Origin of the sequence: Clostridium zeae, from assembly GCF_017312485.1 — a bacterium.
Taxonomy (GTDB): domain Bacteria; phylum Bacillota; class Clostridia; order Clostridiales; family Clostridiaceae; genus Clostridium_AR; species Clostridium_AR zeae.
The window spans coordinates 145,684-162,804 of record NZ_BMBA01000003.1 but is presented as its reverse complement, the minus strand read 5'-3'; the positions used below and the strand labels follow the sequence as shown (position 1 = coordinate 162,804).

The window sequence follows — 17,121 nt, the reverse complement described above, 5'->3', positions numbered from 1 at the left end:
CTGGTAGTTTTTATACTATCTCATTGATTCCAGTAAAGCTTTCATGCTTTCTCTTATGCTTAAAAGTTTTTCTGGTGATAGCTTAGTATTTTCCAATAACTTTTGAGGAATGCATTCAGCTGACAGTTTTTTATTCTTGCCTTCTTCAGTAAGCTTTATTATAACGTTTCTTTCATCTTCCTTATCTCTAATTCTTTCTATTAAATTAGAAGCTTCTAACTTTTTTAATAATGGTGTTAAAGTACCAGAATCAAGATATAATTTGTTTCCTAATTCTTTTACTGTTACATCATCTTTTTCCCAAAGTGAAAGTAGAGTTATATATTGTGTATAAGTAAGACCTAACTCATCAAGATAAGGTCTATATCCTTTAATTATCTCTTTGGAACAAGCATAAATAGCAAAGCACAGCTGATTATCTAATTTTAACATTTCATCTTTTAATTCGTTATTTTCCATTTGTTACACGTCCTTTAAAAGTTTATTTATATCCTCCTCAATCTTTGAAGGTGATGTAGTTGGAGCAAATCTGTCTACTACATTTCCGTTTGAATCAACTAAGAATTTTGTGAAATTCCACTTAACGGCCTTGTTCAAAAGTCCACCTTTTTGAGAAGTCAAATATTTGTAGATAGGATGTGCATTTTCTCCGTTTACATCAACCTTCTCAAACATCTTAAAAGTTACTCCATAGTTTAGAAGACAAAAACTTTTTATTTCTTCACTGTTTCCTGGATCTTGGCTAGCGAATTGGTTACAAGGGAATCCAAGAATCTCAAAGTTTTTACTTCTAAGTTTATTATACAAAGCCTCTAATTCTTTAAATTGAGGTGTAAGACCACACTTACTTGCAGTGTTTACTATAAGTAATACTTTACCCTTATAATCAGAAAAGTCAACCTCTCTACCATCTATATCTATAGCTTTAAAATCATATATATTCATTTTTAATACCTCCAAAAATATTGAGTTTAATTAAATTGCATAAAATTGAATTGATAATATAAATATATCATTTATATATTTAAATGTAAATAGTTCTTCTTTAAACGAATTAAAATTAGAAACTTTATTAGCGATACTGAAATTGGAATCATCGACAATATATAAATTATAATAAAGCTTCAATATAGCTTTCCATGCTTAAGGGATCAACAGGAGATTCAAATCTTCCAATTATCTTACCATTCCTATCAACAAGGAATTTAGTGAAGTTCCATTTTATAGAATCATCGATTAAAGATTCAGGAAAGTTTTCTTCTAAAAATGCATTGAAAAATTTTTGCTGAGGATCATTTAAGTTAAAACCTCTAAAGGGTTTTTGCGATACAAGATAATTAAACAATGGAAGAGAATCTTTACCACGAACATCAGCTTTCTCAAACATATTAAATGTTACTCCGTAGTTTATTGAACAAACTTTTTTTACATCTTCATTTGAGCCGGGTTCTTGGTTCTCAAATTGATTTGAAGGGAAACCTAAAATTTCTAACCCTGCATTTTTATATTTTTCGTATAACTTTTGTAGATCTTCAAGTTGTGGAGCGAATCCACATTTAGTTGCAGTGTTAGCAATGATTAAAACTTTACCTTTGTACTGAGATAATTCTATTTCCTTTCCATCAATGTTGTTCACCTTAAAATCATAAATAGACATTTTAAACATCTCCTAATTATATATTATAAAATTAAATTGTACAAAACCGAATTGTATACATTCATAATATCATGGAAAGTTTTCGTTGTAAATATAAAAATGAAAAATTATCATCTCAAAACTCAAATGAGTTTTAAAAGTAGATTTTGAAGTGAAGTGATACATAGTTAGTGACTGTGGCAAATCAAGTGAAACGTTGACATTTCAATGGATTAGTGCTATATTTAGTCATGTATTTAAAACCTTATAAGGGGTAATATTATGAAGATAACACAAGAAGTAGATTATGCTTTAAGAGTCGTTTTATATTTTTGTAAATTAGATTACGGCACCAAGATAGAAGCAAGATCCATATCAGAACATGAAAAAGTTCCTATAAGATTTTTGCTTAAGATACTTAGAAAGTTGACACATGCGAAGATCGTTAGTTCTTATAGAGGTGTTAATGGTGGTTATTCATTAGCAAGGCTTCCGCAAGAGATACATTTGAATGATGTTATAGAAGCAATAGATGGACCTACTTATGTTGCTAAATGTATAGGTGAGCCTGAAATATGTAATGCAAATAGATCTGGAAGATGTCAATTGCATAATGCTTTGAATAGAATTCAAAATATAGTAAATGAACAACTCAATGGTATAACCTTTGATGATATAATGAATAATAGATTTAATTAGGGATGAATATTCCCTAATTTTTTTATTTTCTAGAAGTTTTTAGTAAGGTTAAATACTTGGATATGTAAAGTTTATGTTTTTATTAATGCTATTGGGCTTTTTGCTCAATAGCATTTTTTACTGTCGAGATTAATATAAATTTTTTTGGTAACTAAACCCAGAAAAATCAATAGGATAATAGTAAATGTTTTAAGAAATAATAAGCATAGTTAAGTTCAAAAAAACTTTTATCTTAGTACTAAAGGAGAATACTATGGAAGAAAATTTAATCACAAGCATTTTATTAGTAGTAGTATTAATTGCTATAAATGCATTTCTTGTAGCAGCTGAGATGTCCATAGTCTCTTTAAATAAAAATAGGATAGGAATTTTAGCTGATAAGGGAGATAAAAAAGCTATATTGCTTAGGAATCTTACCAAAGAGCCAAGTAGATTTTTAGCTACTATTCAAGTTGGAATAACTCTTGCAGGATTTTTTGCTAGTGCATCTGCAGCAACAAGTTTATCTAATAGCTTTGCAAGATTTTTATCCAAGAATAATGTGCCATATAGCGATCAGATTGCATTGGTGATTATAACAATTGTAATATCATATTTCACATTAGTGCTAGGTGAACTATTTCCTAAAAGAGTAGCTTTAAAAAAATCTGAATCTGTAGCGATGTTTACAGTAAAGCCTGTAGTTATGATATCTAAGATTACAGTACCATTTGTGAAATTTCTTTCTTTCTCAACCAATCTTTTAATAAGGTTATTTGGAATAGATATGAATAACATGGAAGAGAGGGTATCAGAAGAAGAAATAAAATCAATGATAGAAGTAGGGAAAGAACATGGAGTAATAAATGAAACAGAAAGAGAAATGATAAATGGGATATTTAGGTTTGATGACAAGCTAGCGAAAGAGGTAATGATACCTAGGACTGAAGTATTCATGTTAGACGGTGATGAGAAAATCGCAGATGTTATAGAAGAAATAGTACATGAGAAGTTTTCTAGAATACCTATCTATGAAGATGAAGTGGATAATATAATTGGAATTTTATATACTAAGGATATTTTTAGTCAATTTATAACTAAAGACATAGAGGATATAGAGCTTAATAAATTAGTTAGAGAGCCTTATTTTGTACCTGAAACAAAACATATTGATGAACTTTTTAAGGATATAAAGGAAACCAAAAGTCATATGGCTATATTGATAGATGAATATGGAGGTTTCTCAGGGATAGTGACCTTAGAGGACTTAGTGGAAGAAGTGATGGGAAATATATCAGATGAATATGACGAAGATGAACAAGAGATAAGAAAGATCGATGACAATACCTATAGTGTGGATGGACTTTTATCAATATACAGGGTTAATGAAATACTTAATTTGAATATTAATTCTGAGGACACTGATACTATCGGTGGATTTGTTCTTGAGATGCTTGGAACGATTCCTAAAAATATAGAAAATTCAATAGTGAATTACCATAATATAACCTTAAAGATAGAAGAAATGAGTGAAAAAAGAGTAGAAAGAGTGAAGATATTTATACAATGACAGATGCAAAGGTTTTTTAAATCTTTGCATTTGTTATTGAACAGGAAAGTATTTAATTCTTGCACTAGCCAAACCTGGTAATGTCTATTGATTTGAATAATTTTTTAGGTCATATAGTAAAAAATAAATATTATTAATTTGACACAGTTTCCACAGACACATTAGGTGTTTTTCAAAATTATATATTATAAATATGCATTAACTAATAATGAAAATGAATTCTAAATTATGATTTTTATGCATATATAACTCATGTCTATGCACAAATAATATAAAACTGAATATTTAGAATATTGAATGAATAGCTATATAAGTGCAAGCTTTTAGCAAATATTATAGAAAAGAGTATTTGCAAAAAAATATGAATAAAAATTTATTCAAAAGTATTGCATAATTATAAAGAATGAATGTATAATTATAACATGTTTTAAATGAAGAAATTGGAGGGTGTTTTTAATGGCGAAATTAAATAAGGTTGTTTTAGCATATTCAGGTGGACTTGATACATCTATAATAATAACTTGGCTTAAGGAAAACTACGGTTGTGAAGTTGTAGCTGTAGTAGGTGATGTTGGCCAAGGAGATGAATTAGAAGGATTAAGAGATAGAGCTATCAATACTGGTGCTTCAGAATTTTATGTGGCTGATTTAAAAGAAGAATTAGTTAATGACTTTATTTTTCCTTGTTTGAAGGCAAATGCAATATACGAGGGAAAGTATCTTTTAGGAACATCTTTTGCAAGACCTATAATAGCTAAAAGACTTGTAGAAATAGCAAAAAATGTAGGGGCAGATGCTATAGCTCACGGTTGTACAGGAAAAGGAAACGACCAAGTGAGATTTGAACTTGGAATTAAAGCATATGCACCAGATATGAAGATAATAGCTCCTTGGAGAGAATGGAATATAAAATCTAGGGATGAAGAGATAGATTATGCTATAGAAAAAAATATTCCTATAACTTTAACAAGAGAAACAAACTATAGTAAGGATAAAAACTTATGGCATTTAAGCCATGAAGGTTTAGATTTAGAAAATCCGGAAAATGAACCAGACTATGATAAAATACTAGAACTTTCAGTATCTCCTGAAAAGGCTCCAGATGTGCCTACATATGTAACTCTATCCTTTGAACAAGGTATTCCTAAGAAGATAGATGGAGTTGAATATGGTCCTGTTGAACTTATCAAAAAGCTTAATGAGATAGGTGGCAAAAATGGAATTGGTATCATTGATCTTGTTGAGAATAGATTAGTTGGTATGAAATCAAGAGGAGTATATGAAACTCCAGGTGGAACGATTTTATATTATGCACATAAAGAATTGGAAACATTATGTTTAGATAGAGAAACATCACACTATAAAGAATTAGTTGCAACTAAGTTTGGAGAATTGGTTTACTTTGGTCTATGGTTTACTCCTTTAAGAGAAGCACTAAGTGCCTTTGTAGATAAAACACAAGAAACAGTTACTGGAGATGTTAAGTTAAAGCTTTATAAAGGAAATATAATAAATGCTGGAATAACATCACCATATTCTCTTTACAGTGAAGAAATAGCAACCTTTGGAGAAGATCAAGTTTATAACCAAAAGGATGCAGAAGGCTTTATAAATCTATTTGGATTACCAATTACAGTTAAGTCAATGCTTTCAAAAAAATAGGAGGGAATTTATGAAACTTTGGGGTGGAAGATTTCAAAAGGAAACAAACAGTTTAGTCAATGCATTTCATTCTTCTATATCCTTTGATTACAGATTATATGAAGAAGATATAAAGGGAAGTATAGCTCATGCAAAAATGCTTGCAAGCTGCAATGTTATTTCTTTTGATGATATGGAGAAGATAGTTGAAGGGCTTAAAAATATTTTAGCAAACATAGAAAATGGAGAAGTTAATTTTTCAGAATATGCTGAAGATATACACATGAATGTAGAAACAATGCTTATAAATAGCATAGGTGAAGTTGGTAAAAAGCTTCACACTGGAAGAAGTAGAAATGATCAAGTAGCATTGGATTTAAGAATGTATGTAAAAAAAGAAATAGATAAATTGAAGAACTTAATATTGAAGCTTGAAAATTCAATATATAAGGTAGCATCTGAAAATGTTGACACCATAATGCCTGGATATACACATCTTCAAAAGGCACAGCCCATAACCTTTTGTCATCATTTGTTAGCTTATGGAGAGATGTTTAAAAGAGACTATTCTAGACTTGTAGATTGTTATAAGAGGATGAATGTATCTCCGCTTGGAAGTGGGGCATTAGCAACTACTACTTATCCTCTTGATAGATATATGGTAATGGAAGAATTGGGGTTCGAAGATATTACCATGAATAGTCTAGACGGTGTATCTGACAGAGATTACGTAATAGAACTTAATAGCGCTTTAGCAATAATAATGATGCATTTATCGAGGTTTTCCGAGGAAATAATTCTTTGGTGCACTGGAGAATTTGGTTTTATAGAGCTTGATGATGGATTTTCTACAGGTTCCAGCATAATGCCACAAAAGAAAAATCCTGATGTAGCAGAACTTGTTAGAGGAAAAACAGGAAGAGTATATGGGGGGCTTATAACTCTACTTACAATGATGAAGGGGCTTCCTCTAGCTTATAACAAGGATATGCAAGAAGATAAAGAGGCTATTTTTGATAGTTTAGATACAGTTAAATTATGCATAGATGTATTTAGTGATATGCTTTCAACGGTGAAGGTTAATAAGGGAAGAATGAGAGATGCAGCTGGTGAAGGATTTACCAATGCTACCGATGGAGCAGATTATTTAGTTAAAAAAGGGATGCCTTTTAGGGATGCTCATAAGGTGATTGGACAGCTGGTTTTTTATTGCATTGAAAAGAAAACAAAATTGGAAGATTTAACTTTAGAGCAATTCAAGGAGTTTTCAAGTTTATTTGACAAGGATATTTATGAAGCTTTAGATCTTAAAAATTGTGTTGAAAGAAGAGAAGTTGTAGGAGGACCAAGCAAGTCATCCGTGGATATACAATTAGACAATTTAAAGTATTTCATTAAAAAAGAGCAGAAGTAATGATGCTGCATTTCAATGGGAAATTTATTTTTTAAACTCCTCTTAGTTTTAGGAAGAGGAGTTTCTAAAAATACAAACTTATATGAAGTGCTACATCTATAGATAAAGGGGGATGTTAGGTGAAAAAGTTAAGGGTTGGAATAATAGGTGCCACTGGTTATGTTGGTATAGAGCTTTTAAGATTATTGCTTACTCATAATGAGGTTGAGGTTACAGCAATAAGTTCTTCCTCTTTCGAGGGTATGAATATAGCTGATGTATATCCAAATCTATTAGGATATACTAATTTAAAATGTGAAAATACTGATGAGGTTTTAGAAAAGAGTGATCTACTTTTCTTGGCACTTCCTCATGGGTTAAGTGAAGAAATAGCAAATACTGCAGTAGCAAAAGGTAAGAAGGTAATTGATTTAGGTGCAGATTTCAGACTTGAAGATGAGAAAGAATACGAAAAATGGTACGGAAAAAAATATTTATATGGAAGTCTTCATGAAAAATCTGTTTATGGACTTTGTGAAGTAAATAGAGAACTTATAAAAAAATCACCTATAATAGCTAATCCAGGATGCTTTCCAACATCCATAGCATTAGCTCTAACTCCATTACTAAAGCATAAGCTTATTAAAAAAGATGGAATAATAATTGATTCCAAATCAGGAGTAACTGGAGCAGGAAGAGGCCTTTCATTAACTTCTCATTATCCAGAAAGTAATGAAAACATATCTCCTTACAAGGTTGGAGGAGTTCATAGACATATTCCTGAGATAGAGCAGAGCTTAGGTAAAGCCTATGGTGAAGAAATAAGGATTGTATTTACACCACATCTTATACCAGTAAATAGAGGAATACTTTCAACTATATACTGTGAATTAAATGAAGAAGTGAGCTATGAAAAAGCTTATGACACTTTAGTGGAAACTTATGAAAGTGAGAAGTTCGTTAATATAGTACCTAAAGGACAGACAGCTTCGATAAAGTCAGTGACCTTATCAAATAACTGTCAAATATCAGTTCATTTTGATGAGAGAGCAAATAAGCTTATTCTATGCTCTGTGATAGACAATATGCTAAAGGGAGCTGCAGGTCAGGCTATACAAAATATGAATATAATGATGGGCTATGAAGAAAATAAAGGGCTTGAATTTTTGGCACCAGCTTTTTAGCTTTTTAAGAAGATATATTCTAGATGAATTTGTAGATAAGTATACTTTACAATGAAAGTTTGTTAGTTATTTTTTAAAGAGGAGGAATAGAAATGGATATATTAAAGGGTGGAGTTACAGCACCGAAAGGTTTTGTTGCTTCAGGAATACATTGCGGATTAAAGAAGAAAAAAGAAAAAAAGGATTTAGCACTTATATATTCAGAAAAGATATGCGATGCAGCAGCAGTTTATACTCAAAATAAAGTTAAAGGAAGTCCTATACTAGTTACTGAAAAAAATCTACTAGATTATAAGGCTCAAGCGATTATAGTAAATAGCGGTAATGCAAATACTTGTACAGGAGAAGACGGAATAATAAAAGCTAATAGAATGGCTGAAGTAACAGGTGAAAGACTTGGAATAGACAAAGAAAATGTTATTGTTGCATCTACTGGAGTTATCGGTGTTCCACTTAATATAGAAGCAATTGAAAATGGAATGGATGAGCTTGTAAACAGCATAAATAGGAACGGAAATATAGATGCTAGGGAAGCTATAATGACTACTGATACTATAAAGAAGGAAGTAGCAGTGTCAATAAAAGTTGGGGATAAAAAAGTTACCATAGGAGCTATGGCAAAGGGGTCAGGAATGATTCATCCGAATATGGCTACTATGTTAGGGTTTGTAACTACTGATGTTAGCATAGATGGAAAGCTGTTAAAAGAAGCTATTCTACATGCTACCAACAAAAGCTTTAATAGAGTAAGTGTTGATGGCGATACAAGTACAAACGATATGGTAGCGGTGCTTGCAAATGGTATGGCAGGAAATGAAAAGATAACGGATAAAGATGACAGTTATTATAAATTTTTAAATGCATTGACTTTTGTATGCACAGAACTTGCTAAGCTTATTGCTAAAGACGGTGAAGGTGCAACTAAGATGATAGAATGCTATGTTAAAGGTGCTTTAAATGAAGAGCATGCTGTAGCTTTAGCAAAATCAGTAATTCAATCAAGTTTAGTTAAGACTGCTGTATTCGGTGCAGATGCAAACTGGGGAAGAATACTATGCGCTCTTGGATATTCAGATGAACCTTTAGAGGTAGAAAAGGTTGATGTTTCTTTTGACAGTATAAAGGGATATTTAGAAGTTTGCAAAAATGGTATGCCAGTACCTTTCAGCGAAGAAAAAGCAAAATTAGTACTTGGAGAAAGTGAAATATCTATAATAATTGACTTAAAAATGGGCGAAGAAGAAGCTGTCGCTTGGGGTTGTGACCTAAGTTATGAATACGTAAGAATTAATGGAGATTATAGAACTTAAAGATAACAGTATATGCTTAGTATCTTGTTGAAATTAAGGGGGACACTTTATTGGATACCTTAATTTCAATAATAAATACTAAGCATAGTTAGAACTTAATATTATAAAGAGGTGACAACTTTGAGTAGTATAGATTTTAAGAAGGCCAATACGCTTATCGAAGCTCTTCCATATATAAAAGAATATTATGGCAAGACTATAGTAATAAAATATGGCGGAAGTGCAATGAAGAACAAAACTCTTAAAGAAGCAGTTATAAATGACTTGATACTTATGAGTTGTGTTGGAATAAATGTTGTTTTAGTACATGGCGGTGGTCCAGAGATAAATATATTCCTAGAAAAAATGGGGAAAAAGCCAAAGTTTATAAATGGTTTAAGATACACTGATGAAGAGACAATGGACATAGTACAAATGGTGCTGGCAGGTAAAGTAAACAAGGAGCTTGTATTCCTTATAAATTCTTTAGGTGGAAAAGCTATTGGATTATGCGGTATAGACGGAAATATGCTTATAACTGAAAAGGTAAAAAGCGAAGAGGATTTAGGTTTCGTAGGAGAAGTAAAAAAGGTAAATACAGATGTGATAGACAACAGTTTAAAACAAGGATATATATCTGTAATAGCAACTGTTGGTATAGGTGAAGATGGAAAAGCCTATAACATAAATGGTGATATAGCTGCAGCTAAAGTGGCTTCAGCTCTAAAAGCAGAAAAACTTATACTTCTTACTGATGTACCTGGACTTTTAAGAGATCCAAGTTCAGAAGAAACGCTTATTTCAGATATAAGAGTAGGGGAAATTCCAGAGCTTATGGAAGAAAAGGTGATAAGCGGAGGAATGATACCTAAGATAAACAGTTGCGTTGAGAGTATTAGAAATGGAGTTAAGAGAGTCCATATACTAGATGGAAGAATGCCACATTCTGTTCTTATAGAGTTATTCTCAGATGAAGGTATAGGTACCATGATTCACTAATATAGATGTAACACTTTAAACAGAAATCTATTTTTAAAACTCTCACGGCTTCTAGTGAGAGAATTTAAAAATAATATATTTTATTATGAAGTGGTACATCTATATAACAGATCACTGATATTTAACAACGGTGAATATTACTAATTAATAATATAGTAGGTTTAAGTTTTCTAAGACTTATTGGATTAAAGTAATTTTGGTTAATAGAGTCTTAAAGTAAATAGGAGGTGTAATAAAAATGGATTTTAAAGAGAAATGGAATGAGTTTTTCATGGATACTTATGGACAATTACCTATAGCGCTTGTTAAAGGTGAAGGTAATTATCTAATAGATTCTAATGGAAAAAAGTATCTAGATTTTACTAGTGGTATAGGGGTATCTTCTCTAGGTTATGGGAATGAACAATTAATAAAGGGTTTAAAGGATCAAATTGATTTACTTTTGCATACTTCAAATATATTTTTCAACCCAGTAGCTATTGAAGCTGGAGAAAAGTTAATAAACGCAAGTAAGTTAAAGAAAGTTTTCTTTGCTAACTCTGGAGCAGAAGCGAATGAAGGTGCTATAAAGCTTGCAAGAAAATATAGTTTTGATAAATATGGAGAAGGAAGAGGAAAGATAATTTCTCTAAAGCAATCTTTTCATGGAAGAACTCTTGCTGCATTAAAGGCAACAGGACAAGAGAAATTTCATAATTATTTCTTCCCATTTCCTGAAGGTTTCGTATATATAGAAAAAAATAATATAGAAGCCCTAAAAGAACAACTTGATGGAACTGTATGTGCTGTAATGATGGAAGCTATACAAGGTGAAGGCGGAGTATATCCTTTGGATGAAACCTTTGTAAAAGAAGCTGTTGCATTATGTAAGGAAAAAGATGTATTAGTGATATTTGATGAGGTTCAGTGTGGTGTAGGAAGAACAGGGAAGTTCTTTGGATTTGAGCATTTTAATGTTGAACCAGACATAGTAACCCTAGCTAAGGGATTAGGCGGCGGACTTCCTATCGGAGCAATCTTAGCTGGTGAAAAAACTGCTAGTGTATTTAAGAAGGGAGATCATGGATCAACCTTTGGTGGTAATCCAGTAGCACTTAAAGGCGCAAGCGTAGTTCTAGATGTTGTAACTAGTGACGGCTTTATAGATGAAGTTACTAAAAAGGGTGAACTTATAAAGAATATAATAGAAGGCTTTAATATTCCATCAGTAAAAGAGGTTAGAGGAAAAGGTCTTATGTTAGGTATTGAACTTGAAGGCGAGAGCAAAGATGTTCAAGAAAAGGCTTTAGCTAAAGGAATATTGACTCTTACTGCAGGAGCAAAGGTTCTAAGACTTCTTCCGCCATTAACAATAACTGAAGAAGAAATAAAAGCTGGATTAGAAGTTCTTAAAGAATGTTTTTAGTACAAAATTAAGATTACTTAGAAATTTAGGTGTCATACATCCGATACTTTAATGAGCTTTGCAAAGAATGATTAAATTATTGATATATAAATAAAATATCTTGGGGGGAAGAGTTATGGAAAATAAGCATTTACTAAAGCTAAATGATTATACAAAAGAAGAAATAATGGAAATACTGGAACTTGGGGAACAGCTTAAGTACGAAACAAAGCATGGTATACCTCATGATCATCTGTTAAAAGGAAAGACTTTAGGAATGATATTTGAAAAATCCTCTACAAGAACTCGTGTATCCTTTGAGGTAGGTATGTATCAATTAGGTGGGTCAGCCTTATTCCTAAGTTCTAATGACATACAACTTGGAAGAGGAGAACCAATCAAGGATACGGCTAGAGTTTTATCAAGATATGTAGATGGAATAATGATAAGAACTTTCTCCCAAAAAGATGTTGAGGATCTTGCAGAGTATTCAAGAGTTCCAGTTATTAATGGACTTACAGATGAAGAGCATCCATGTCAAGTCTTAGCGGATTTACTTACAATAAAAGAGTTTAAAAGGAAACTTGAAGGTCTTAAGGTTGCTTTTATAGGAGACGGAAATAACATGGCAAACTCTTTAATGGTTGGATGTTTAAAAGTAGGGATGAGTATAGGAATTGCAACCCCAAATGGCTATGAACCACCTGAGCACGTAATAAAAGGTGTAAAAGAAATAGAAGAGATCTCAAAAGGAACTGTAACTTTCGCAAGTAACCCATTGGATGTAGTTAAAGATGCTGATGTAGTAATTACAGATGTTTGGACTAGTATGGGGCAAGAAGAAGAAACTAACAAAAGAAAAGAAGCATTTAAGGGCTATCAGGTGAATAGTGATCTTATGGGAATAGCTAAAAAAGATGCTATGGTTCTTCACTGTCTTCCGGCTCATAGGGGTGAGGAGATAACAGAAGATATATTAGAGCTTCATGAGAAAGAGATATTTGAAGAGGCTGAAAATAGACTTCATGCTCAAAAAGCTGTTATGGTTAAATTGATGAGTAACAAATAGATTATATAATAGAACTTTGAGATTAATTTAAATTAGTCACAAGGTTCTATTTTTATTTACATTATAGTGGATTATATTTCCATAGCTGTGGATAAATTTTATATTTATAAAGTTATATAAATCTTTGTCATATTTAATATATGGAGAAAAGCGTACATACTTTATTTTTTTTATGAAACAATAAAGTAAAGCATGTATTTTAAATTAGAGGTAAATATTATGAATGACTTTATAAGAAAAGTATTTTCTTTTAGTGATGAAAATAATAACTGCAATACCATAAATGAAGAAAGCACTGAGAGTAAAAAAGAAAATAAGATTTTAACTGTTATATCTAAAAGTATCGAAGAGAATAGAAAGAATGTTGAGATATATTTTTCAAATTGCTTCGATGTTGTGTTAAGAGAAATAACTGCTTTTAACCCTCAGAAAAAGGTCCTAATTGTATACTTAGATGGGTTATCAGAAAAAAATATTATAGAAGATTTGCTCATATCAAAGCTTACTTCTGAGTGTGGTGTAAAAAATGAGTCTTTTACGGAAGAAGCGATAAAATTTAATTTAGGACTAAAGGATACAGAGATTAAGAATGATATGGAAAAGTCATTTGAAGCAATTATTTCTGGAAATCCAGTTGTTTTTATTGATGGAATAGATAAATCCTTTGAAATAAATATAAGTAGTCCACCTGGCAGAGATGTAAATGAACCTTCTTCGGAAGTAGTGTTAAGAGGCCCAAGGGAAGGGTTCACTGAGTCACTTACACAAAATGTTAGTTTATTAAGGAAAAAGATAAAAAACTCAAATTTAAAAACCGAAAAATTTGTAATAGGAAAAAAGACAAATACAAATGTAGCAATAATCTATCTCTCCGATATGGCTAATGAAAAAATAGTAAATGAAGTAAGAAGAAGAGTAAAAGATATAGATATTGAATCAGTGTTAGACTCAAATTATGTTGAAGAGTATATATCAGATTCGCCACTTAGCATAGTACCAATAGTATTTCGTACTGAAAAACCAGATATAGCAGCCTCTAAAATTTTGGAAGGGAAAGTTGTGTTAATTGTGGATGGCTCGCCTGTAGCACTATCTGTACCGGCTATATTTATAGAGTTTTTACATTCAGGTGAAGATCATTATTTAAAGTATACTTCTGCTTTGCTAAATAGGATAGTAAGGTTTAGTGCTTTAATAATTACTTTAACACTTCCGTCAATCTATGTGGCATTGACAAACTTTCATCAAGAGCTTATACCTACTAAGCTTGCAATTAGTATTATAAATGCTAGAGAAGGTGTGCCTTTTCCAGTATTCTGGGAGTGTATTTTTATGCTTTCAACCTTTGAAATAATAAGAGAAGCAGGTGTTAGAATGCCCAAAGCTATGGGAACTTCAATCAGTATAGTAGGAGGTTTGGTATTAGGTGATGCAGCGGTAAAAGCAGGACTTGTAGGTACTCCAATGGTGGGAATAGTATCCTTAACTGCAATTACTAAATTTACAATTTCATCTATAGAACTAGAGCTTCCTATTGTGTATATAAGATTTATATTTATGGTATTAAGTGGAAGTTTGGGATTGGCTGGATTAACTTGTGGGTTTTTGCTAGTCAGTATGAGATTGGTTTCAATAAGGTCTTTTGGGGTTCCTTATATGTATCCTATTTGTCCTTTTAATATGAAATTAGAAGAAGACGTAATATTTAGAGCGCCAATATATAAGTTAAACGTGAATCAAAAATTATTAAATATAAAAATGAATCTTAAGAGAGGTTCAGTTCATAAAGGTTCAAAGTAAGAAGGAATTATTATGAATAAAATAAAAAAACATTTTAAAGGGTTTAATATAATATTGTTAATGTTGTCTGTCTTTGTATCAGTTTTTTGCTTAACAGGATGTTCAGATAAAAATGAAATTGAAGACATAGGATTGGTAGTAGCTTTAGGTGTAGATTTAAATGAAAACAACGAGGTTGTAGCAAGCGTGCAAATTCTTAAATCTGGTAAAAAAAGTGAGGGGGCTAATGAAACTTCTAAGACTGAGGTTTATGTTGGCTCTGGGGATACAATTTCCGATGCACTATATAAGTTGTCAAAAAAAGCAAGTAAACTAATTAAGTTCTCTAATGAGAAATGTATCATAGTAGGAGAAAAGTTTGCCAGAGAAGGTATAGAGCCAGTAATCGATTTATCTTTGCGATTTGCTGATATGAGGTCTACAGACCCGATACTAGTAACTAAGGGAGAAGCTTCAGATTTAATTAAATTTAAAAGCGATGAAATTCCTATTTCGGCGTTTGAGATTGATGCATTGATTAGAAGACAGGAAAATTTATGCTATACTTCGAAGGCTACTAATAGGGACTTTATAAATAATATGAGAGGAGAAAGTGGCATTTCGACATGTGGAGTTATAGGCATTGGAAAAAGTGAAGATGATGAGAAAAATACTCTAATACTGTCAGGAAGTGCGGTATTCAAAAAAGATAAGCTTATTGGGTATATGGATGCTAAAGAAACAAGAGGGATGCAGTGGATAAAAGGAAAGGTGAAAGCTGGGGGTATAGTTGCAAGGAATGCTAATGGAAGCAAAATCGGATTTCATATATTAAGAAGTGCTAGCAAATATACCCCATCAATTATTGATAAAACAGCAAAAATTAAGGTCGATATAAAAAATCAGACCATTATAGATGAAATATACGAGGCTACAACTGAAAATATGGATTTTAACAGGGATCCTCGTATAATAACTGCACTTTCAAAAAATGTAAACTTTGCTATAGAGGAAGAAATAAACTCTGCTATAGATGTAGCACAGAGAGTTCTTCATGCAGATATATTCGATTTTGGGGGAATACTTTACAGAGAAAAACCTAATGAGTGGAAAGTTATAAGAGATAAATGGAATGAAATATTTCCAAAGATAAGTATTGAAGTCAATGTGTCATCGCAAATTAGGCAAACAGGTGGAATGTCGAAGTCTATAAATAATTAAATAGAGAGGTAAAATTATGAAGAAAAAAATATCTATATATCAATTCTTCGTATTAATGACACTTGTGCCATATGGAAGTGCATCATTATTCTTTTTAGCACCTGAGGCAAAGCAGGATGCATGGATAGCTTTGCTAGTATATTCGCTTGCTGGTATAGCACTGCAAGCAATATATATAAGCATATATAAAAAATATCCTCAAGATACTCTTGTTGTAATTCTACAAAAGCTATATGGTAAGTTCATTGGTAAGATTTTAGGATTTTTATATATTATCTATTTTACATATATAGCATCACGTGTATTTAGGGATTATAGTGAAGTGATTTCTGCTTTTTCTTTAAAGAGTACTCCAAGAGTGGTTTTTGGTTCTTTATTTATATTGGTTATAATTTTTTCAGTATATAATGGCATAGATAATGTGGCTAGCTTAGCTCAACTCTTTTTTTTGGTATTAATCCTTGCGAAAATATGTGGATTTTTATTGATTTTTTGGCGACATGAAACCTTTGAATTTTATAATTTAAAGCCAATTTTGAATGAAGGAATTGTAAAAGTTTTAAGCGAATCATGGCAACTTATTTTGTTCCCATACGGAGAAACAGTAGTATTTACAATGATATATCCATTGATTATAGAAAATAGTAAACTAAAGAAAGTAGCAATATTTTCAATAATTACAGAAGCAATAATATTGTCATTTAATTGTATTTTATTTATTTGTACATTAGGTGTTAATTTTGCAACCCTTACTAATTTCCCGCTATTTGAAGCTTATAGGCTAGTAAAAATAAGTGAGGTTTTAAGTAGGATGGATATATTATTTTTGCTTATCTTTATGATTGAAGGATTTTTTAAGATAAGTATTTTTTTATATGCAGCAGTTCTTGGGGCTTATGATATGCTCAAATTTAAAAACAGTACCTTATTAATATTAATATTTGGGGTAAGTATACTTGTAACTTCTTTACTTATGTCTGAAAATTATCCTCAGCATGTTAGAACTGGTTTAGTTGATGTATTATATTATGTTCATATGCCAATGGAAGTAATAATTCCCATAATAACATTGATTATTGTTATTATAAAAAAATTAATAACTAAGAAGCCTAATATAGGTAATTGATAAAATATTTTGATTGCTATTTGTCAAATGAACAATTTAATAGATATTAAGTGTTTTTATTCCATGAATATAAGCTTATATAATTAAATATGAGAAAAAGATTATCTATAATCTATTTTCAAACCCCCTCTGGGGTCTGTGAGGAGGTTTGA

15 protein-coding genes are annotated in these 17,121 nt (G+C 31.3%); 12 read left to right on the top strand and 3 right to left on the bottom strand.

Features of this window, described 5'->3' with window-relative positions; genetic code table 11:
- Positions 1-15 precede the first annotated feature (15 nt).
- The 3 genes from J3477_RS15555 to J3477_RS15545 form a co-directional block, all read right to left on the bottom strand.
- A complete protein-coding gene (locus tag J3477_RS15555) occupies positions 16-459 on the bottom strand; it encodes a MarR family winged helix-turn-helix transcriptional regulator (protein WP_206870883.1) in 444 nt (147 codons plus the stop codon).
- Positions 460-462: 3 nt separating this feature from the next.
- Positions 463-945 carry a glutathione peroxidase gene (locus tag J3477_RS15550; protein WP_206870882.1) on the bottom strand — a complete coding sequence of 161 codons (483 nt, stop codon included), beginning with the start codon at positions 943-945 and terminating at the stop codon, positions 463-465.
- A 166-nt stretch (positions 946-1,111) separates the two neighbouring features.
- Positions 1,112-1,657: a glutathione peroxidase gene (locus J3477_RS15545; RefSeq protein WP_206870881.1), complete on the bottom strand. Its 546-nt coding sequence runs from the start codon at positions 1,655-1,657 to the stop codon at positions 1,112-1,114.
- Positions 1,658-1,918: 261 nt separating this feature from the next.
- On the opposite strand from J3477_RS15545, the gene J3477_RS15540 reads away from it, so the two are divergent.
- The 12 genes from J3477_RS15540 (at position 1,919) to J3477_RS15485 (ending at position 16,969) form a co-directional block, all read left to right on the top strand.
- Positions 1,919-2,335: an RrF2 family transcriptional regulator gene (locus tag J3477_RS15540; RefSeq protein ID WP_206870880.1), complete on the top strand. Its 417-nt coding sequence runs from the start codon at positions 1,919-1,921 to the stop codon at positions 2,333-2,335.
- Positions 2,336-2,588: 253 nt separating this feature from the next.
- Positions 2,589-3,884, top strand: coding sequence for a hemolysin family protein (locus tag J3477_RS15535; protein WP_206870879.1), 1,296 nt, complete (start codon positions 2,589-2,591; stop codon positions 3,882-3,884).
- A 456-nt stretch (positions 3,885-4,340) separates the two neighbouring features.
- Entirely contained in the window at positions 4,341-5,546 is a 1,206-nt protein-coding gene (locus tag J3477_RS15530; RefSeq protein WP_206870878.1) for an argininosuccinate synthase, read from the top strand.
- A gap of 10 nt (positions 5,547-5,556) precedes the next feature.
- The gene (gene argH, locus J3477_RS15525; protein WP_206870877.1) at positions 5,557-6,939 is read left to right on the top strand and encodes an argininosuccinate lyase; all 1,383 of its coding nucleotides are present in this window, start codon (positions 5,557-5,559) and stop codon (positions 6,937-6,939) included.
- Between the two features lie 119 nt (positions 6,940-7,058).
- Entirely contained in the window at positions 7,059-8,102 is a 1,044-nt protein-coding gene (gene argC, locus J3477_RS15520) for an N-acetyl-gamma-glutamyl-phosphate reductase (protein WP_206870876.1), read from the top strand.
- An 86-nt stretch (positions 8,103-8,188) separates the two neighbouring features.
- A complete protein-coding gene (gene argJ, locus J3477_RS15515) occupies positions 8,189-9,412 on the top strand; it encodes a bifunctional glutamate N-acetyltransferase/amino-acid acetyltransferase ArgJ (RefSeq protein WP_371876607.1) in 1,224 nt (407 codons plus the stop codon).
- A gap of 120 nt (positions 9,413-9,532) precedes the next feature.
- Positions 9,533-10,390, top strand: a complete 858-nt coding sequence (gene argB / locus J3477_RS15510) for an acetylglutamate kinase (protein ID WP_371876603.1) — start codon at positions 9,533-9,535, stop codon at positions 10,388-10,390.
- A 232-nt stretch (positions 10,391-10,622) separates the two neighbouring features.
- Positions 10,623-11,795 (top strand): aspartate aminotransferase family protein, encoded by a 1,173-nt coding sequence (locus tag J3477_RS15505; protein WP_371876606.1) that lies wholly within the window; start codon positions 10,623-10,625, stop codon positions 11,793-11,795.
- A gap of 115 nt (positions 11,796-11,910) precedes the next feature.
- Entirely contained in the window at positions 11,911-12,843 is a 933-nt protein-coding gene (gene argF, locus J3477_RS15500) for an ornithine carbamoyltransferase (RefSeq protein ID WP_206870873.1), read from the top strand.
- A gap of 219 nt (positions 12,844-13,062) precedes the next feature.
- Entirely contained in the window at positions 13,063-14,643 is a 1,581-nt protein-coding gene (locus tag J3477_RS15495; RefSeq protein WP_206870872.1) for a spore germination protein, read from the top strand.
- A gap of 12 nt (positions 14,644-14,655) precedes the next feature.
- Positions 14,656-15,843, top strand: a complete 1,188-nt coding sequence (locus J3477_RS15490) for a Ger(x)C family spore germination protein (RefSeq protein WP_206870871.1) — start codon at positions 14,656-14,658, stop codon at positions 15,841-15,843.
- Positions 15,844-15,859: 16 nt separating this feature from the next.
- Positions 15,860-16,969 carry a GerAB/ArcD/ProY family transporter gene (locus tag J3477_RS15485; protein ID WP_206870870.1) on the top strand — a complete coding sequence of 370 codons (1,110 nt, stop codon included), beginning with the start codon at positions 15,860-15,862 and terminating at the stop codon, positions 16,967-16,969.
- Positions 16,970-17,121: the final 152 nt, after the last annotated feature.